Annotated in this window: 11 protein-coding genes; 3 read left to right on the forward strand and 8 right to left on the reverse strand. The window is 48.2% G+C overall.

Annotated elements, in window-relative coordinates; translation table 11 throughout:
- The first annotated feature begins 219 nt into the window (after window positions 1-219).
- Window positions 220-8589, forward strand: a complete 8370-nt coding sequence (locus ACYVD4_RS14845) for a putative Ig domain-containing protein (protein WP_460946942.1) — start codon at window positions 220-222, stop codon at window positions 8587-8589.
- Between the two features lie 260 nt (window positions 8590-8849).
- Here the strand turns inward: ACYVD4_RS14845 and ACYVD4_RS14850 are convergent, their stop codons facing one another.
- The 4 genes from ACYVD4_RS14850 to ACYVD4_RS14865 form a co-directional block, all read right to left on the reverse strand.
- A complete protein-coding gene (locus ACYVD4_RS14850; RefSeq protein ID WP_460946944.1) occupies window positions 8850-9833 on the reverse strand; it encodes a ThuA domain-containing protein in 984 nt (327 codons plus the stop codon).
- Window positions 9834-9948: 115 nt separating this feature from the next.
- Complete coding sequence (locus ACYVD4_RS14855; RefSeq protein WP_460946946.1) at window positions 9949-11169, reverse strand: DUF4374 domain-containing protein; 1221 nt, start codon at window positions 11167-11169, stop codon at window positions 9949-9951.
- Between the two features lie 9 nt (window positions 11170-11178).
- The gene (locus ACYVD4_RS14860; RefSeq protein ID WP_460946948.1) at window positions 11179-11850 is read right to left on the reverse strand and encodes a hypothetical protein; all 672 of its coding nucleotides are present in this window, start codon (window positions 11848-11850) and stop codon (window positions 11179-11181) included.
- A gap of 77 nt (window positions 11851-11927) precedes the next feature.
- Complete coding sequence (locus ACYVD4_RS14865) at window positions 11928-12455, reverse strand: RNA polymerase sigma-70 factor (RefSeq protein WP_460946950.1); 528 nt, start codon at window positions 12453-12455, stop codon at window positions 11928-11930.
- A gap of 292 nt (window positions 12456-12747) precedes the next feature.
- Between ACYVD4_RS14865 and ACYVD4_RS14870 the strand changes: the two genes are divergently transcribed.
- Entirely contained in the window at window positions 12748-13314 is a 567-nt protein-coding gene (locus tag ACYVD4_RS14870) for a YdeI/OmpD-associated family protein (protein ID WP_460946952.1), read from the forward strand.
- Here ACYVD4_RS14870 and ACYVD4_RS14875 read toward each other — a convergent pair.
- The 4 genes from ACYVD4_RS14875 to ACYVD4_RS14890 form a co-directional block, all read right to left on the reverse strand.
- A complete protein-coding gene (locus ACYVD4_RS14875; RefSeq protein ID WP_460946954.1) occupies window positions 13308-14771 on the reverse strand; it encodes a S41 family peptidase in 1464 nt (487 codons plus the stop codon). The genes ACYVD4_RS14870 and ACYVD4_RS14875 overlap by 7 nt on opposite strands.
- Window positions 14772-15141: 370 nt before the next feature.
- Window positions 15142-16026 (reverse strand): SDR family oxidoreductase, encoded by an 885-nt coding sequence (locus ACYVD4_RS14880; RefSeq protein WP_460946956.1) that lies wholly within the window; start codon window positions 16024-16026, stop codon window positions 15142-15144.
- A gap of 140 nt (window positions 16027-16166) precedes the next feature.
- Entirely contained in the window at window positions 16167-16751 is a 585-nt protein-coding gene (locus tag ACYVD4_RS14885; RefSeq protein WP_460946958.1) for a Crp/Fnr family transcriptional regulator, read from the reverse strand.
- A 123-nt stretch (window positions 16752-16874) separates the two neighbouring features.
- On the reverse strand, window positions 16875-17807 hold the full coding sequence (locus tag ACYVD4_RS14890) for a sugar phosphate isomerase/epimerase family protein (protein WP_460946960.1): 933 nt from the start codon (window positions 17805-17807) through the stop codon (window positions 16875-16877).
- 194 nt (window positions 17808-18001) lie between these two features.
- Here ACYVD4_RS14890 and ACYVD4_RS14895 point away from each other — a divergent pair, with 194 nt between their 5' ends.
- Complete coding sequence (locus tag ACYVD4_RS14895; RefSeq protein ID WP_460946962.1) at window positions 18002-21304, forward strand: SusC/RagA family TonB-linked outer membrane protein; 3303 nt, start codon at window positions 18002-18004, stop codon at window positions 21302-21304.
- The last annotated feature ends 1 nt before the right edge of the window (window position 21305 follow it).

Here is a 21305-nt window from a genome sequence, read left to right on the forward strand (position 1 = left end):
GCTGGTGTAGTATAGTTTTGGGCTATACTAATTTTACTTTTTTATTACAATTATTTCTCAATCAATTAACCCCCTCTCCCAATGCGCGTAAATTTACAACGTTCGTTGAGGTGGAAACTTCCATTGATTCGATGGATTTCATCTCATACCCTCAAAAGCTTTTCTGGGATACCCTCCCAAACAAACTCAGCCCCGGCAGCCTCCCGTCGAGTCCTAGTTATGCTAGCCAGCTTGTTTGGCTTACTTGCATTTAGCCAAACAAGCTGGGCGCAAGTCACGGTTACTGGAGGTGGCGCGGGTTCGTACCCCACTATTCAGGCAGCTGTGAATGCTGCCCTTGCTGGCGACGTCATTACGGTGCCAACCGGTACGTACACAGAACAGGTACTTATCACAAAATCGCTGACTATCAACGGAGCTGGTGTCACTAACACCATTGTTCAGGCTCCTGCCAGTATGGTACCAGGGCAACTGGCTGCGGATCATCGGAATATCATCGAGGTACGTAATGGTGCAACGGTAATAATAACAGGTATAAATGTTAACGGCCCATTAGCGCCTGCCAATGGATGTAATGATTTGTTTCATGGTATCAATGTAAACCAGGGAGCGAGTTTAAATCTGAGCTCATCATCAGTAACGAATATTTACCTGACCCCAAAGGCATCATTCTTTGGTTGCCAAACGGGCCATGCGATTCGGGTTGGGTTTGGTCTACTCAGTTCTCCGGGTAGCCTGACGGCAACCAACGTAACGGTCTCCGGCTATCAGAAAACCGGTATTTATGTTGATGGCACTGGCTCAAACGGCGACATTCAGAATGCCGTTGTTACGGGCGAAGGTTCTACGCCACTTATTGCGCAGAACGGCATTCTGTTTATTCGGGGGGCAACTGGTAATGTTCAGAGCTCGACGATCACAGGTAACAACTACGGTCCCAATACTACTACGTCGACCGGGCTGTTAGCTTTCAACAGCGGAGCCGTAACTGCATCCGGTAATACGTTCACAGGGAACGATGCTGGTCTTTATGGGTATGCAGATGTTGTAACACCGGGGCTGGTGACGGCCAACAACAATACGTTCAGCAACCAGGATTATGCCGGTATGTATTCTGAGCCAACTGGTTTAGTTGTAGGTTCGGGTAATACGTTCGACAAATCCGTTACGAACAATAGTAAACCAGGCAATATATATTCTACGATTCAGACAGCTATAGATGAAGCAACAGCGGGCGATGTACTCACGGCCAGTGCCGGGCTTTTCGATGAGCAGGTACTCGTCAACAAAGGGGTAACCATTGTTGGGCAGGGTGCTAGTACGACTGTTTCTTTATCGGGCACTCCATCGGGTGGCAAACGAACACTCTTTGATATATCGGCCGACGGTGTTACTGTTGAAAAGATCCACTTCATTGTTGATCTGTCGAAACTTAGCAGTGCTATTGTAGCTACAGCAGCCGGCATCGACAATATTACGATCAAAGACAATATTGTTGATGCTACGGGCACTCCTCCCGATCCTGCTGGCGTATTAACTTATGGACTTAGAAACGCCATCAGTATCAACTACGGTACTTATCGGGTAGCTTCTGGCGGAGTTAACAGTATTATCGCTACCGGCAACACGGTTAACGGAGTCGGCCCTGCCAGTTATTTCCGGTCGGGCATCGCGGTTGATGAAGGTGGTGGTACATTCACAGGAAACAGCATCCAGTCGATCAATCAGGATATTCAGGTCCGTTTCGGCAGCAATGGCGATGTCAATGTTTCCAACAACACCATTCGGGGTGGCGGTATCGAACTGGCCGAGCACAATAGCGGAGCGGGTAACTATACCGTTAATAACAACACCTTCGATGGTACGTTTGGCAGTGGCTATACGTCGTTGCTGCGGCTCAAGAACAACAATGCCGCCAAGACAACAACCGTATCGGGCAATACGTTTACGGGGCATACCTGGGGTATCAGTCTGGAAAATTATCAGGCGGTTACTGTTTCTAACAACCAGTTCACCCCGCTTTCAACGCCAACATCAGCTACCACTACGTATCGTCACGTTACGTTCAACACGAAGGAGTTTAGCTCGTCTAGTGGCCTCCCAACTGTACCCGCTCCGGTGGTTTCGCTGAACCTTACAGGCAACACGTTCAATGGACCGTCGACACCTTACAGTGGTACGGCTGTCGTTTTCCTGAATCAGGACAACGACAATCCAACGTTCGGTCCGATCGTGCTGGGCACGGCTGGTGCGGAGAACAACTTCAACGCCGGTCTGCAAAACTTCATTGTATTGGATGGCAGCACGGGAACAGTTGATCCGAACGCTACGCAGGCCGCTCCATTTGCGGTTAATCTGGCAGCAGCCAACAACCGCTTCGATGTTGGTAGTGGTTTACAATTGCCTTCAGCTATGAATTCATCGCAACGAGCAGCGCTGGAGACCAAGCTATTCCATAAACCTGACAACGCGGCACTGGGATTGATTAGCTACTTCAACCCAGTACAGAACCTGACGCAGAACCAGTTCTATCCAACCATCCAGCAGGCTGTTGATGCCGCTAATGCGAACGATGTGATTCAACTGGCCGAGTATACGTTTAATGAGCACGTGAACGTAACGAAGCCTCTGAACATTACGGGCGTAAGTCAGACCGGTACGATTATCGACGGCACAGGTGCAGGACAAGGAAACGGCTTCACGCTGACAGATAACGTAGCAGGAATCACGATCCAGAATCTGACGATTAAGAATCAGATTGGCGCTGGCAACAATGCCCTTGGTAATGGTATCCGTGGTCAGACAAATAATAACCTGACTATTTCGGGTGTGATTTCGGCAAGCAATGGTACACATGGCGTAATTCTTGAAACTTCAGGAACACTGACCAACGTATCGGTGACGAACTCTACGCTGGCTAGCAACGGAATTGGTGCTGGTGGACGTGGTTTCATCATTTTCAATCAGCTCAAGCAGAACATCACCCTAACCAACAACCTAGTAATAAACAACGGGCTATCAGGTATCGATATTAACGAAGGTACGGCAACAGGTTTGACCATTACCGGAAACACTATGTCGGGAAATGCGGATGGCGGTTTATCGGTTCTGGGCGCGATTGCTACGGGCGGTGCCAACCTGATTTCGGGCAATACGATAAACAACAGTGGTCGCTACGGTATGGAGGTTAAATCCTCTATCGGTACTGGAGCCGCATCAGGGCCAGGTAGTCTGGTTATTGAGAATAACACCATTGCAGGTGCCACCAACCTAGCGGGAACTCGCGACGTGGCGGGTATTTCAGTAACACGTCGGGCTGCGGCTGTTAGCGTAAATAATCAGGAGACGCCTAAAGGCACTATTGTTCGCAACAATACGGTATCAGGCTTTGTACAACCTAACGATGGCGAGGGTTTTGGTATCGTTGTGGAAGGTATCAACTATCTGGTCGAAGGCAACACGGTAAGCGACAATGATATTGGTATTCAGGAGCAACAGACCCCTACCGGACAACGTGGTCGCACGAATGGCACTCCTACCGACGGTGATTCGCCTTATGACGTATCGAACTACTTCGACCGGGGTAACTCGCTTTATGCCTGCGGTGTAATTGGCACGAATAACTTGAGTAACAACGCGATTCCAACCCGTCAGGTAGGAACTGTGGGCAACCCACCTATTACGTTAACGGCAAGCAGCCCAATAAGCTGTACGGCACCAAGCGTAACACTAACCGCTACCGCTGGTTTCTCTAGCTATACCTTCAGCGCGGGCACAAGCCAGCCAGATGGACCAACAAGCAATACAGCTTCTGTAAGTACAGTTGGTACGTATAGTGTAACCGCTACAAATGCAGTAGGTTGCGTATCCACTACGGCAGTAACCGTGGTAGGCAGTACGACCGCTACACCAGTTAATCTGACGGCAAGCGGCCCAATTAGCTGTACGGCAGCAAATGTAACACTGACCGCTACCGCTGGTTTCTCTAGCTATACCTTCAGCGCGGGTGCAACTCAGCAAAATGGTTCTACAGGAAACACCGCTACCGTTACTACCGCAGGAACTTACACCGTAAGTGCGGCTAACGAATCCGGTTGTATTTCTACAACGACGATAAGCGTAACGGGTAGCACAACCCCTACGCCAGTTGACCTGACCACAAGCGGTACGTTAAGCTGCTCATCGGCCAGCGTTACGTTGACCGCTACGGCTGGTTTCACTACGTATATCTTCAGCGCGGGGGCAGCTCAACAAGGTGGCTCAACGGGTAATACGGCCACGGTGAACGTAGCAGGTGCGTATTCAGTGACCGCGATCAACGCATCGAGCTGTCAATCGACAACTATGGTAACTGTTACAGGTAGTACGACTGCTACACCGGTTAGTCTGACCACAAGCGGTACGTTAAGCTGCTCCACTACGAGTGTAACGCTAACGGCTACGGCAGGTTTCACTACGTATGCTTTCAGTGCGGGCGCGGCTCAGCAAGGCGGTTCTACGGGTAACACTGCTACCGTTAACGTGGCTGGTACCTACTCGGTAACAGCCACTAACGCTTCGGGTTGCCAGTCGACAACGACGATAACGGTAACAGGCAGCACCACTGCAACACCAGTTGATCTGGTAGCGAGTGGTTCGATAAGCTGTACGGCAGCAACCGTGACGCTGACCGCAACCGCAGGTTTCACCAGCTACACATTTAGTACTGGCGCAACTCAGCAAGGCGGTTCGAGTGGCAACACCGCTACTGTAACAACGGCGGGTATGTATTCGGTAAGTGCGACGAATGCATCGGGTTGTATATCGTCAACGATGATAACCGTAGCAGGCAGCACCACCGCTACACCAGTTACGCTGGCAACCAGTGGCACGTTGAGCTGTTCAACACCAAGCGTTACGTTAACTGCTACGCCCGGTTTCACTACGTATATCTTCAGCGCGGGTGCAGCTCAACAAGGCGGTTCGAGCGGAAATACAGCTACCGTTAATGTAGCCGGTATATATTCGGTAACGGCAATCAACGCATCGAGTTGCCAGTCTACGACAACCGTAACCGTGACAGGCAGTACGACCGCTACACAGGTTAGCCTGACCACAAGCGGTACGTTAAGCTGCTCCACTACGAGTGTAACGCTAACGGCTACGGCAGGTTTCACTACGTATGCCTTTAGCGCGGGCGCAACTCAGCAAGGTGGTGCAAGCGGAAACACGGCAACAGTGAACGTAGCCGGTACATATTCAGTAACAGCGACTAACGCATCGGGTTGTTCGTCAATGACAATGGTTACGGTGACAGGTAGCACAACTGCAACACCAGTTGGTCTGGTGGCCAGCGGTCCGATAAGCTGTTCTGCACCGAGCGTTACGCTGACCGCGACAGCTGGTTTTACTACGTATGCCTTCAGCGCGGGTGCGACTCAGCAAGGTGGTTCAAGTGGTAACACCGCTACTGTTAATCTAGCCGGTACGTACTCAGTAACAGCAACCAATGCATCAGGTTGTCAATCAACCACAATAGTGACCGTGGTTGGCAGCTCTACCGCAACACCAGTAGGTCTGGCGTCTAGCGGTTCTATTAGCTGTTCGACACCAAATGCTACGTTGACTGCAACTCCGGGCTTCACTACGTATATCTTTAGCGCAGGAGCGACCCAACAGGGCGGTTCGAGCGGAAATACGGCAACGGTAAACGTAGCCGGTACGTATTCGGTAACCGCTACGAATGCGTCAGGTTGTCAATCGACTACTAATATCACCGTTGCAGGTAGCACAACCGCATCTTCGGTTAGCTTGACTGCAAGTGGTACGTTAAGCTGTTCAGTTGCTACCGTAACCCTGACGGCAACATCTGGCTTCACTAGCTACGCATTCAGTGCGGGTGCAGCGCAGCAGGGTAGTTCGGCAGGAAGCACGGCAACGGTTAGCATGACTGGCGTTTACTCGGTAACGGCTACGAATGGGGATGGTTGCTCGTCGACAGCTTCGGTTACTGTAGGCTATCAGAACTGCCCGCCAACAGTTGCGAATCCGATTGGTCCACAATCAGCTACGGTGAATCAATTCTATAGCTTTGTGATTCCGGCTAACACGTTCACTGATTCCGAGACGCCTGCCAACCTGACGCTATCCGTAAATGGTTTACCAGCAGGTCTTGGCTTCACGCCACCAGCAACAATCTCAGGTACGCCATCTACTACGTTAGGATCACCCTTCTCGGTGACGGTAACGGCAACAGACCCAGGTGGTTTGGCAGCTAACACCACCTTCACGCTGACGGTAAATCCGGCCAGCACTACAGGTACGGGCGGCAGCTTTGCCATCACGAGTGTGAATCTGTTGAGCTGTAGCCAACTGGATCAGAATCGTCGTTCGATTAGCTTCAATCCGGTTTACAGTGGTCTGACAGGTCAGCCGATCAGTTTCTCGGTAGTGAATGAACTACCAGCTACTACGGTGGCAGGTCCGTATCAACTGAATCTGTATAACGACAATCCGGTGATTACGTTGAAGGCGACTCAGCAAGGCACCCCAGGCGAAGCAACATTCAGCTATAACTGGATGGCGGCTTGTATGGGCATGCCTGCTCAAAATACTCCGCCAACTGTGGTAGCGCCGATCAGTCCTCAGACAGCTACAGTTAACCAGACGTATAGCTTTGTGATTCCAGCTGGTACATTCACCGACGCCGAAACTCCTGCCAGCTTAACACTGGCTGTAACGGGTCTGCCAGCGGGTATTAGCTTCTTCGAGCCTAACTTTATTTCGGGAACACCAACAACGAGCACGGGATCACCCTTCTCGGTAACGGTAACGGCAACGGATAAAGGCGGCTTATCGACCAGTACAACCTTTACGTTGACGGTTAATCCGGCCAGCACAACGGCTACGTTCGGTATTACCAGCGTAAACCTGATTAGCTGTACTACGTTGAGCCCGAATCGCAAAGCGATTAGCTTCAATCCGGTTTATAGCGGTGTAACAGGTCAGCCGATCAGTTTCTCAGTTGTGAACGAACTGGCTCCAACCACAGCGGCAGGTCCATACCAATTGAACCTGTATACCGATAATCCGACGATTATCCTGAAAGCGACCCAGCAGAATACGCCTGGCGAAGTTTCTTATAGCTACAACTGGTTAGCGGCCTGTAACAACACGCCATCGACCAATACACAGCCTACAGTAGCAAACTCAATTGCTCCACAGTCGGCTACGGTTAATCAGGGCTATAGCTTCGAGATTCCTGCCAATACGTTCACCGATGCCGAAACGCCAAACAACCTGGCGCTAACAGTAAATGGTTTACCAGCGGGTCTAATGTTCACGGCTCCTGCTACCATTTCAGGTACACCGTCAACTTCCGCAGGGTCGCCTTACTCGGTAACGGTAACGGCAACAGATCCGGGTGGTCTGGCAGCTAGCACAACCTTTACGTTGACGGTTAATCCGCCAAGCTCTACACCTGGCAGCAATTTCGCTATCACGGGAGCTACGCTGGTGAACTGTTCATCGTTGAGCCCGAACCGCAGAGCCATCAGCTTTAGCCCGGTTTATAGCGGTCTGAATGGTCAGCAGATTACGTTCTCTGTGGTTAATGAACTGGCTCCAACCACGGCGGCAGGTCCATACCAGTTGAATCTGTATACTGATAATCCGGTGATTACGCTGAAAGCAACTCAGCAAGGTTCGGCAGGTGAAGCTACGTACAGCTATAACTGGTTAGAGGCTTGTAATACTGTTCCGTCGACCAATACGCCACCAACCGTGGCGAACCCAATTGGTCCTCAATCGGCTACAGTTAATTTCGCCTATAACTTCACGATTCCGGCGAATACGTTCAACGATGCGGAGACACCTTCTAGCCTCGCGCTGTCGGTAAGTGGTCTGCCAGCAGGACTGAGCTTCACGCCACCGGCTACGATCTCAGGAGCACCATCTACTTCGGCAGGATCGCCCTACACGATCACGGTGACCGCGACAGATCCAGGTGGATTGACAGCTACGACCAGCTTCCAACTGACGGTAAATTCGAACGCGGGTACTCCAGCGTTTATGATCACAGGTGCAAACCTAGTGAACTGTACTACGTTAAGCCCGAACCGCAGAGCGATTAGCTTCAACCCGGTTTATAGCGGTGTAACAGGTCAGCCGATCAGTTTCTCAGTTGTGAACGAACTGGCTCCAACCACGGCGGCAGGTCCATACCAATTGAATCTGTATACTGACAATCCGACGATTGTGTTGAAAGCAACGCAACAAGGTTCGGCGGGTGAAGCTACCTTCAACTACAACTGGTTGGCGGCTTGTTCTACACCAGGTCGGTCGGGCGTAGCAGAAAATCAGTTACGTGTAGTGGTACTTGGCAACCCAGTTGTTGGCGAGAGCGTCGACGTAGAAGTTAAAGGAGCTGAGAATGCTACGTTACGTCTGAATGTCGTTAATGCACAAGGTCAGCCAATTCATGGGCAAACAATTGAGCAACCGAACTCAGTTGAGCGCGTACGGATGAACGTTGGTACAACAAGCGGTATCTACCTGCTTGAAGTACAGATTCCAGGCCAGCGGCAAATCATCAAGCTGATGAAGCCTTAATTAAATTCCACTGGCTATAAATGAAACAGGGCTCCCAATCGGGAGCCCTGTTTTTTTAATCTGAACTATTGGCAGAAAAAACCTACAATGTCAGAAAAATCTAAATGCTCATTGTGGCAAAGTGGGCTTTTACCACCCCTAGCCCCTCCTAAAACAGGAGGGGAATGTGCAGAAGTGACCCTTTTTACATCCCCCTCCTGTTAGGAGGGGCTAGGGGTGGTAAAATCAAATATTTATAATTTCATCACCCATTATTCTCATTACGGATTAGCCTCAAACTTCCGCTGACTAACGGCCTTTTCCGTCGGAAAGTCGGCGGGAATGGGAATATCTACTTTGCCCGTTGCGGCCCATTGAGTACCTCGTTGCAGACACGTAATAAAACCTACACACTCAACTGAATAATCGACGTGGCCTAGTGGCGTATGGAAAATCCGGCCTTTCCCCATTTTGATGGTCATCAGCATTGGCTCATGCCGACCAGTACCGCGATTATCTTTCGACGAATAAGCGGTGGCTAATACGTCCATTTCTTCGGCGGGACCGCGCAAACGATCATACATTTCGTCTTTGGCGTGCATCCAGTTGAGCGGCATACCTTTGGTGATCGGATGCCTGGCGTTACGCACGGTTATCAAAAACTCCTTCTGTGCGCCGTGTGAACCGGCTTTTCCTACGCTATTGTCGCGCACCAGTTTTCCGCTTTCATCATAATATACATAGGGGCCGTCTTTTTCAGTGCGATCACCCCAGCCGCCCAAACCGATCATTCGATTATAGGCAGGCCATTGCTGAAACGAGTTATCAGCCGCATGGATAACCACTAAGCCTCCTCCGTTTTTGATAAACTTTTCAAAATCGGCCTGGGTTGCGTCGGACCAGGGTGCAGCATTCCATCCGAAGTTGTTGATCACTACGTCGTACTTTGAAAAATCGGGATGAAAAGCCGAGTCTGCTTTAGGCTTGGGCAACGATTGAGTGGCCGGAACACCATTGATTTTGTATTTTTCGACCAGATCACCGCCGTTCCAGGTGTAGTACGAACGTTGCACATCTACGGTAAATTTCCCCGTTTCTTCAAGGTACTTTTTCATCATGTAGGTGATCTTGGGCCATTGATCATGGTTATTTTGACCATCCACGATCAGCACCTTTATGGGCGACTTTTTTGCCTGCGCAAACGAATGCGGAGCAGTACCAATTCCCAACAATAAACCCAGCAATAAATAGGTTAATCTCTTCATAAGTATGGTTTTAAGGTAAGTGTGCGTTGTATGTTATGACAACCAAAGCTCGAAATGGCATAGAACTATTCATCAGCACCAACGATTTCTTGACAGCCGTTGGTCAACAAGTCCGTCACGGATTTAGCCGTTCCAGCCGCAGGATATAATCGACCTGATCGTTGAACTGGAGCCCTTTACGTAGCGAACCCGTCGTAGGGTCGTAAATCCAGACGTAGTTGCCACCTTTGTTCGGATTTACGGTAATATATACCAATCCATTTTCGACCAATACGCAGTTGCGAGCCGTTCCTTTGTCGAGCGGCAGATCGAGACGTTGCGTCGTTTGTTTGGCCAAATTCACTACGTAGAAATCGAAATGTGGGACTAAATAATGGTCCTGCATTCCCTTGAAAAGCCCTTTTCGTTCGGTTCGTACTATGGCTTTACCATTGCCAATGTACCAGAATCCGTACCCGTGATTATGAATCGGTGAAGCCGACAGATTAAAGAAATACGTCGGGTCGAGTAAGCCGTCTGATTTTCGGATGCGGAAAATACCCGTAGGTTTAGATGGATTATCGCCCAGCGCAATGCCCGGACACGAGATAAAATAAAAATCGCCGTTTTCGTCGGTGAAGAAATGCGACTGGCGTGTATTGATACCGCCGGGGTAGGTTGAGCGAGTGTCTTTAACTGTACGGGTGGTTTTCAGACCGGGATACGTCAACTGAGTAACATACATCGTATCACTGGTAACGTAGCTGTTGAGCGCCATTTTATGATACGTATACCCCAGATACAGGTTTCTGTTGATGAACGTAGTGAAACCAATTGTCATGGAATTAAAGCCGTTGGCGGGAGCTGGTAAGTCGATAATTCCCTCGTTAGCTTTAAGTGGGGCAAAGGTAATTTTGGCGTAATGAACTTTCTCGTTTTTGGAGTCGTGGCCCATGATCATCAACGTATCACCCAGCCAGCTTTGGTTATCAACGCCCCATGCGCCAGTAAGTTGGATTGAATCAATCGGGGTAAGCTTTTTATTATCAAGAGTATACTGGATAAATCGCTGCGTTTTCCAGTCGAGCCGATAATAGCGATTGTTATGTGCAATCAGTTCGTAAAAGATTCGGGACGGAGTCACTTTGGCCCCCAGCGCAATCGGATCGATATAACCCGATGTTAACGTATCGGTTTGGACGATGTATTCTGCATCGTCCTTCATCATCACATAAAAGCTATATTTTTTCTTAATTTCCAGATCGTTACTGGATTTTTCGGGTGTACACCCTGCCAGAAAAAACATACTATAGAGACAACCTAACGTAACAAAGCAGTCCCAAAACGTTACCTTCATACCTACTTTCTAAATATTGAACTGCATCATGAGGTTCCGCTGCATCAGAGGGGGCAAACCCGTAAGCGAACTTTGCGGAAGTATGAGAACCTCGTCGACATTGGCCGTATTGCCATAATGCAGGGCAATGTAATTCTGTCCTTTTTTCAGAATCATTTTTTCGCTGGCCTTATCCGGTCTGGCACAAATGCCCTGAATGGTTAATTCAATATCACGTTTGGGGTTGATCATCATGGCGCCACAAAATTCAATACGTCCGGTTTCATTATTAATCTGGACATTACTCTTGGGGCCAACGGATAAAGAATATGCGCTTTCGTGGAGTTGTTTATTGGCCGTACCGGAAAGGTTATTGACAACAATAATTTCGTTATTGGCCCGCTGATCGATCAGGTAAAAAAGAGCTGCGCCAAACAGCGAAACCAGTAAAACAGCAGCCGCTTGCTGCCAGAGTGGTTTGAAAGTGACCAGAATACCGGACTTTTTATTTTGTGGAAGAATGCTTGCGATTTCGTTCCACATCTCTTCCTGTAGTTTCGCTTTACTTTCACCATCAGGAAACGATAATGGCGACTCTATACTAGGTTCTTCATCGAAAAGCCAGGCTTCAACCGCCCTTTTTTCAGCGAGCGTGCATTGGCCATTGTGATATTTTTCGATTAGCTCCTTACTGATCTTCATGAATGCGCTTTCAGCAGATTGGCTGCTTTAGGTAAAAGTAGCATAAATAAGGAAGAACCGTAAGTCGTGTCTGGAAACTAGATGAAGTATTCAGAAAGATTTGTTTTGAGTGTCGATAGGGCGCGGGTGATATGGTATTCGACAGCCCGTTCTGAAATGAGTAGTAACGAAGCAATTTCTTTATTCGACAAACCTTGCTCACGACTGAGCTTAAATACATTCCGGCACTGCGATGGTAGCGTATTGACAAGGCTGCTGACTTGTTCTTTCAGGCTGTTATATAGTACGTCGTTTTCGGTACTATTCGATGATATACACCTGTTAGCCACCGCATCTTCGGCGTAAACCTGCCGAATTTTACTGTTTCGAAGGTGTTCAAAGACCTTAAATTTGGCCGAACGTACCAGATAACGTTCAACCGACGTAGTGATTTCAAGTTCATCGCGCCGTTCCCACAATGATTTGAAAATGTCCTGAACCATGCCTTTAGCTACTTCGGCATCGTTCAGATTACTGTAACATACGCTGAATACCTGTTCCCAATGGGCTAAATACACCGCTCGAAACGATTGTTCGTCAATTGTAAAGGGTGCAGTATGCGTCATTGTTTCTGGCATATTCGGCAAAGCGTGCACAAATATAACAGGTATTATTGGTTAATATAGACTAGTTCTAAATAGTAAGATATATAAAAAATTCTCTTTTCGGCATGATTAACAGGTTTTCAGGGTTTAGCTGTCTAAACTTGTCATCATCCTAAATTTCTATTGTCGATTTGAGTACTATTATTTATACAACCTATGTAGAATATACGCTCTTTATGAAATTTGTACACAAACGTAGTGCATTGGTTTTACCAAGAGTGAACGAAACCGCAATAACAATAACCTGTTGATTATGAAGCCCGTTTTTTTTGCAGACCAGTCCGAATTTCGTCAGTGGCTGACCGAGAACTATGCTAAAGCCACCGAACTGGTTGTCGGTTATTATAAAGTAGGGTCGGGTAAACCCAGCATGACCTGGTCGCAATCGGTTGATCAGGCACTGTGTTTTGGTTGGATTGATGGCATACGCCGTTCGGTCGATGAGCAGAGTTATTGCATCCGATTTACGCCCCGAAAGCCTAAAAGTATCTGGAGTGCGGTTAATGTTCAGAAAGTTGCCGACCTCACCGAACAGGGACTTATGCAACCTGCCGGACTGGCGGCCTTTGAGAAACTAGACGAAAACAAATCGAAAATCTATGCCTATGAACAAAAAGCCGAAACAGGGCTATCGGCTGAGTACGAGCAGATGTTTAAAGCAAACGAAAAAGCCTGGGACTTTTTTCAGAAGCAGGCTCCGTGGTACCGTAAACAGGCAAATAACTGGGTAATGTCGGCCAAGCAGGAAGCGACCCGGCTCAGCCGACTAGAAAAACTGATCAAAGCCAGCGAAGCCAGCCAACGACATGGTACCTATTGACGGCTAAAAACCGATTTCGACGTAGCAGGCTGCGCTTTTTTAGCCAGAGAAAGCGCCTGATTCAGAACCGGATCGTTATTCTTGAGTACATCTTCAATTGTTGGCACTACGGTATGATCGGGCAGAATACCCCGGTTATTGGGCAACGTAGCATCGACATTTGCCATCTGAAAATTCATCAGCGGAATTCCTAAATCTATTTTAGAATTGGGCAGGTTCGTAACTGCGAAAAAACCGCTACTGTTACTGACATATCCCCCACCTGTTTCTTCACCGATAAAAACCGCGCGCTTATCGGAACGTAGCCGACTTGCCAACTCGGTTGTCACAGAGAAACTATACCCATTGAGTAATACGTATAATTGGCCACGATACGTATCGGTTTTTGGTTTTACGGTTTTCAGACCACGTTGCCAGGTCCACTGATAAACACCATCCCGTTTCTTCACGGCCAACCCTCTCGCCAGCCGATAAATTTTGGGAGTCCAGGCCGGAAACGATGGTTTATTTTTCTGGCGCATCACAATACGTTCGTAATAAGGCGACGATTTACTGATCAGGTATGAATACAGCAGTACACCCAGCGATTCTTCGCCCCCTTCGTTATTACGTAGGTCGAGAACCAGATTGGTTGTTTTCTTATTCTGAATCTGCCGGAACGCATCTTTCAGAAATTGCTTGAATTTTATTTCGCCATTCTCCGACCAGAACCGTTCGATGGTAAGAATAGCCGTATTGCTTTCTGATTGCGACGTTGAATCGCGAATAAACGTGATCCGATGCGCTTTTTTGGCTGTTGGTTTATGCGTCTCTTTGAACGTAGTAATAGCTTGTTTAGTTACGGCTGGTAACGTAACAGCCACATCACGTCCGTTCTGGCGATACATAACGTTGAACGTGTCCGGCGCTGCGATATACGTAGCGTAATAGCCAGAGAAAAAGTTGTTTAAATCGCCATACTTAGCGGTCTGAGCAAACCCATCGGCAAAGGTCATATCAGGAAGCAACGTAGTAATTATATCTGCCATTGATTGACCATTGATTTGTAGAATTTCGGCACCGTTTGGCACTGAAACTCTACCGTAATTATCTCTAATCCAGGCCCGATTACCCACTACGTATAGCTGCAATGGAAAAAGTTTATCGGTAGCGAATGGGTAATGTTCATCCTGTTGGGCCGGAATCCATTTGGTATGACCATCACGTAGAGCGGCCACTAAAGGCGTCATCGTTACGTAAAATTCCTGCTGCGTCATGGATCGATTAATTCGGGCAGACGTAGCGCTAAAAAGTGAATCGAACGTAGGTTTGGGTGTGTAGCGATACATCGCCGGATGTACTTCTTCAAGCGCCTTTCGGAAGTAAATAAGGTCGTTTTTGAGTTCCTCAGCCGGAATAGTCTGGGCGAAAGTTGATACACGTAGCAAAAGAAAAAACAAGAGACAGGGCGATTTCATAACAGATTGGCGAGATTGAAATTGATGAAGCAAAGATCTTGTGAACGAAGAGTTTACCCAACAGACTAATACGTCAACCGCCTCGCTTTTGTCCCGAATCGTCGGGATTTCGACCCGAAACTAATTTATATCAATTCAAACAGCTTTTACGTCGGCCAGTGCCAGCCATTTCAATGTCCCTCTGTTTAGTAATCGCTAACCAATCTGCTTATTTTCAAAATACATCACGATAAGATTTGTCATTTCTGTCTGCGGTCGAAATGACAAATCTCCCATTGTAAACAACTATCAGATAAATACTTGACTTCTTTTCTCATTCATAATTCACGTTATTTAATAGCTAATCGTGCAGGGTGTTATTTATCCTAACTTAGTTACCAAAATAATGCCCCATTTTCAAGTCTTCGATCAGGCCGGGGTGGGTAGGTTGCCAGCCCAGCGCTTCTTTCGTTTTGATGTTGGATGCCGGACTATCGAACGTAATGAATCGGCCCATCCAATCGAAATGGCTGGAGGCTTCTTCGGGAGTTATCGACACAACGGGTATGTTCAGATGCTGCCCAATTACTTCCGCAATTTCCCGAACGGGTATTCCTTCATCGGCCACCCCGTTATAACGTACCCCGATTCCGCCTTTCTCCAGTGCCAGTCGGTAAAGGCGAGCCGCATCGATTCGATGCACAGCGGGCCAGCGGTTGCTTCCATTGCCCACATAAGCCGATACACCTTTTTGCCTTGCTGTGTTAATAATAAACGGCACAAAACCCTGATCACCTGCATCATGAACCGAAGGCGATAACCGAATAACTGATGCATGAACACCAGCTTCTGCCAACATAAAAGCCGTGGACTCGGAAGCCCGTGGAAAGCCGGGAGCTGCATCATCTTCGGTAGCCGGAATTCCATCGGTTCGCAATCCTAATATCCCACCCGTAACAATTAGCGGACGGGTTGACCCCTTCAATACGGAGCCGATAGCTTCAATAGCCCGTTTATCGGTTTCGGCGGCTGCTACGTAGTTCGAAAAGTCGTGAATAAAAGCGGCATGAATAACCCCGTCGGCATCTGAGGCCCCCTTTTTTAAACTATCGAGATCATCCAGATTTCCTTTCAATACGTCGGCCCCAGCCTCGGCCAGTGCTTTAGCCGAAGCATCTGAACGAGCAAGGCCAACCACCTGATGCCCAGCACGTAGTAATTCCTGCACAATGGCGGAGCCAATGAAACCCGAGGCCCCTGTTACAAATACACGCATAGTTTTACTGATTAGGTTTTACGCTGCCGTTGCCCAATCTGGCATCTATAATTCAGGCCAAAGATTAACTGACACCAACAGATTCGTCCGGCAAAATTGAGGAATGTTGATGTGGCAAAAGAAGACATTTGTCCTCATTTTCACTGACGCGGTATGTCAGCCTGCCTGATCCGGGTCAGAGTTTTGACCGAAACGCCCAGATAAGAAGCCACCATACGTAACGGTATACGTAGCAGAATACCGGGATTGGCACTAATAAAATCCTCATATTTCTCCGAGGGCGTAGCGCTGATCGCCTTGTAAAGACGATTGCGACTGGCATAAAGATTTCGGGAAATCAGCTGCTCCGAAAAATCTTTGAGTGCTGGAATCTGCTCAAATAACGCATCAAAACGGTCCTTGCTCCACATCACAACTTGGCTATCTTCCAACGCATCGATATTATAAACAGATGGTATTCGGCTGGCATAACTTTCGCCATCGGTAGTCCAGGAAAGCTCCGGCGAAAACTGAATGATATGCTCACTCCCATCTTCGCCAATACGATACGTTCGCAAAAAACCGTTGATAATGAAGATTTTGTAATGACATACTTCGCCAGCCTTTAGTAAGGATTGTTTTCGAGGAATAGTCTTTTCAATAGAAACCGCTTTCATCAACCTGATGTCATCATCGGACAAATTGGGAATCTGGGTTCTGATATATTTTTCGAAAACGGTAAACATTTCTGATCAGAAAATTAACGGTACAGGGCTAGCTGGTTCGAGAACAGAATAAATTTAATAGTAGTGCGCTTCTTGCTCATTTACGACAAAGCTATCACTCAACAATCGTTTGTAGTTGGTTTCTCAGGCTAATGGTACGCCCGCTTTTTCGGCCTGACTGATTACGTACTGCCGTGCTTCGTCATATTCTTCAGGCGTCCGCAAGTGTTCCAGCAACAATGGTATGTTCTGGGGTAACGATGTTACGTTCCGAATGTAAGCAACGTAATCCATACCACCCCGACCGGGCATGGTTTCGGCAAAATGAACATCGCGTCCCACTACGTCTTTCGCATGAGATGAGACAATCCAGCGGCCTAATTTTTTGAAGGTTTCGTTGATCAGCTCCGTATTGTTGTAATAGCGCGTTGGCGTATTTATGATGTTAGCAATGTCGATATGCGCGCCAAAGGCAGGCCGGTCAATGGCCTTGATAAATTTAAGGTACGAATCGGGGCCATCGGGAAGACTCCAGCCCATCATTTCGAGCGCAAATTTTGCTCGTTTAGGTTTTACAGCGTCAATCACTTTCCGGCAATTTTCGACGGTCGCGTCAACGTATTCCTGCGTCAGATTTCGCGCATCGGGGCCATCCCAGCGAGTTGGATTGTAGGAGCCGCCGATGTTCACACAGGTTAGTGCGCCAACGGCTTCGGCTAGTGCCAAACGCTCCGTTACGTAGTTCAGATTTTTTCGTCGTTTTTCGGCGTCCTGATCCAGCATATTTACCCACGCACCTACTTCAGCAATCACTACGTTCTGAGCGGCAAACGCTTTTCGGATAGCCGCAATTTTTGACGTATCGTTTAATTCTACAACTGGTACGTAAGCTGCGCTGTAACGCAGTCGGCGGTGTTCACGCGCCAGCTCGTCGGGGTCGTCGCTTTTCAAAAAGATGGGCCCACCCAACCAAAGTGGCTTTTGTGCTACGGCAGTGGCCATTGCAGATGGTAGAAACGTAGCACCTGCCAACGTAGCAGATGCCTGTAGGAAATTCCGACGTGAAACGGTATGCATAACGTAGTGATTATTACTTCTTGCTGTATAAAGCAGAACATCCTGAAATTATGCTCATCCCCCAACGATTTATCAGCCCGGTTATCTACGTTGAGATTAACTCAATCTATCATATATTGTACTATTTGGCTAAAAAACATAAATAAACAGTATAATCTATCAACACTTTCCTTCTATAAGGAAACTCTTACATCATGAAACAAAGTTACCCTATTCTTCTCTTAGCTCGACCCAGCATAAAGTTACCTCCATTGCTGGCAGTAGTAATTACCCTCATCGCAGGAACGGCACATGCCAATGATAAACCATTGTTTACCGCGAGCCGAAATACGCCCGAAATCGTTGTCAATGCCGACGAAACCATCACGGGAGTTGTGACCGACGAAACCGGGGCCACAATTCCGGGCGTAAGCGTTGTGGTGAAGGGAACCCAGCGCGGAGCTACCACAAATTCGCAGGGGCAGTATACGCTTAGTGTTCCGAATAGCTCCGCCGTACTGGTGTTCTCCTTTGTGGGGTATTTAACGCAGGAAGTCGCTGTTGGGAAACAGAGTTCGATAAACGTATCGCTGAAAGCCGATCTGAAAACACTTACCGAAGTGGTGGTGGTGGGCTATGGCGTTCAGAAAAAAGCGAACCTGACCGGCGCTGTCGATATGGTTACCAGCGAGGTGTTTGACAACCGACCGATGACGAACCTGAACCAGGGGCTTCAGGGCGTTCTCCCAAACCTGAACATTAAAATGGGTGACGGAAAACCCAATCAGGCACCTTCGTTCAATATTAGAGGTACTACGTCTATCGGGCAGGGCGGCAGCGCACTGGTGCTGATCGACAACGTAGAGGGCGATCCAAGTTTGCTAAACCCGAATGACATTGCCAGTATTACGTTGCTGAAAGATGCAGCTTCGGCATCGATCTACGGTGCCCGAGGAGTATTTGGCGTTGTGCTTATTACCACAAAAACACCAACGGTTGGTAAAGTAAGCGTGAACTATTCCAGTAACTACTCCTTCAAAAGCCCGATTGCCAAACCTGATTTAGTAACCGACGGTGCTACGTGGGCCACTATGTTCGCCGAATCGTTTGTCAATTTTGGTGGTACGTTCCCACAGAACGCGAATAAAACACTGAAGTTTTCGCAGGCTTATCTGAATGAAGTAAAACGCCGGGCAACAGTCGGCGGATTGCCCGAAGTTGAAATCGATCCAGCCACAGGTGAATACGTCTATTATGGCAATACGGCATATTACGATTTGCTGTACAAACCCGTTACGTTCGCCAATGAGCAAAACCTGAGTATTTCGGGAAGTACCGAAAAAGCAAGCTATTTACTTACGGGTCGCTATTATGGGCAGGATGGGTTATTTCGCTATAATTCGGATAAGTATCGGGTATTTAACCTGATGGGCAAAGGTTCGATTCAGATAGCGCCCTGGCTGAGAATCAACAACATGTCGCAATACTCCGATATGTTTTACCATAATCCGTCGAACGTGGGCGAAGGGGGTGGTATCTGGCGGAATATTGCCGACGAAGGGCACCCGTTATCACCTTTGCTGAATCCCGATGGTACACTTACCGCGTCAGCGGCTTATACCGTTGGTGACTTTTATTACGGTAAAAACGGAATCGACAACAACAAGCGGATTTTCCGGAATACGAGCGGATTTGCGACTAATTTCTTTAACGATAAGTTTAGAATCAAAGGCGATTTCACGATTCAGCAAACCGACAATAATGACAAAGCCAAAGCGGTGCCGGTACCCTACAGCATCAAACCCGGAACCATTGCCTACGTCGGCACAACAACCAATTACATCGGTGATACGTATCGGGAAACGGCTTACATGACCACGAACCTGTATACCGAGTACGAAAACACGTTCAATACCAATCACTACGTGAAAGTACTGGCGGGTTACAACTATGAGCAATCGACCTACAAACGACTGATTGCGCAACGTAACGGATTGATTTTTGAAGATGCCAACGACATCAGTTTAGCCCTCGGCCAGGCCATAACCACTACAGGCGGCTGGGAACGCTGGAAAATCCAGGGCGGTTTCGCCCGACTCAACTACTCGTTTGGTGATCGGTACCTGATTGAAGTGAATGGCCGTTACGATGGCTCGTCGAAGTTTCCGGCTAATCAGCGATTTGCCTTTTTTCCATCTTATTCGCTGGGCTGGCGGGTTTCCAAAGAACCCTTCTGGAAAGTATCTGATCAGATTGTTTCTGACTTGAAATTCAGAGCGTCGTATGGTTCGTTAGGAAACGGAAATATCAATTCATACGCCTATCTGGAGCAGTTCAACATCTCACAATCGTCGATGGTGCTGAACGGGCAGCGGCCGCAGCAGACCCGGAACCCAACCGTAATTCCGGAAGGACTCACCTGGGAAACGGCCACCACCAAAAACATCGGTATCGATTTATCGATGCTTTCGAACCGACTGAATTTTGTGGCCGATGCCTACATCCGTACCACTACAGATATGTTCACAGTTGGTCTAACGCTTCCCGCCGTTTTCGGTGCCACTGCCCCAAAAGGGAATTATGCTAACCTGGAAACCAAAGGATTTGAAGCAGCGCTGACGTATCGGGATAAATTTTCGCTTGGTTCTAAACCGTTCAACTTCGACCTCCGGCTCACCCTCGCCGATTATACGTCTACCATTACCAAGTACAACAATCCGCAGAAATTATTGAGTGATTATTACGAAGGGCAGCGACTGGGTGAAATCTGGGGCTATACAACGGCCGGTTTCTATACGTCGGCCGAAGACGTGAAAAATAGCGCCAGCCAAAGTCTGTTCCGTACAGCTTCCAGCGGTCTCTGGTTTCCGGGCGACATTAAGTTTACCGACACAAACGGCGATGGTGCTATTACACCGGGGACGGGTCGGGTAGAAAACCCCGGCGACCGCTCGATCATTGGCAATTCTACCCCTCGCTATACCTACGGAGCCATGCTGGGCGCCGACTGGAACAACTTCTTTTTCTCGGCTTTCTTTCAAGGAGTTGGCAGCCAGCAATGGTATCCGAGTGGTGAAGCAAGCCTGTTCTGGGGGCAATATAACCGGCCATACGGTGGTATTCCCAAAGCACAGCTAGGCAACATCTGGACGGAGCAAAATACGGACGCTTATTTCCCTCGCTACGTATCACGGCTGGCCAGTAACGCCAACGGCACGCTGATTGCACCGCAAACCCGTTACCTGCAAAGTGTGGCTTACCTGCGGCTGAAAAACATTCAGATTGGCTATAATTTACCCAAGTCAATCGCATCCAAGATTGGTTCGTCTGCCGCACGCGTCTACGTATCAGCCGAGAATGTATGGACGTTGTCTCCATTGCTTAAGCGTACCAAAGATTTCGACGTAGAGAGTGCAGTTGCTTCTGATCAGGTATTCAATCCGAACGGCAATTCGGGAGATGCCTACAATTACCCACTGATGAAAAGCATCACCTGCGGACTGTCCATTACGTTCTAAT

The sequence above is a fragment of the Spirosoma daeguense genome (genome assembly GCF_054776875.1).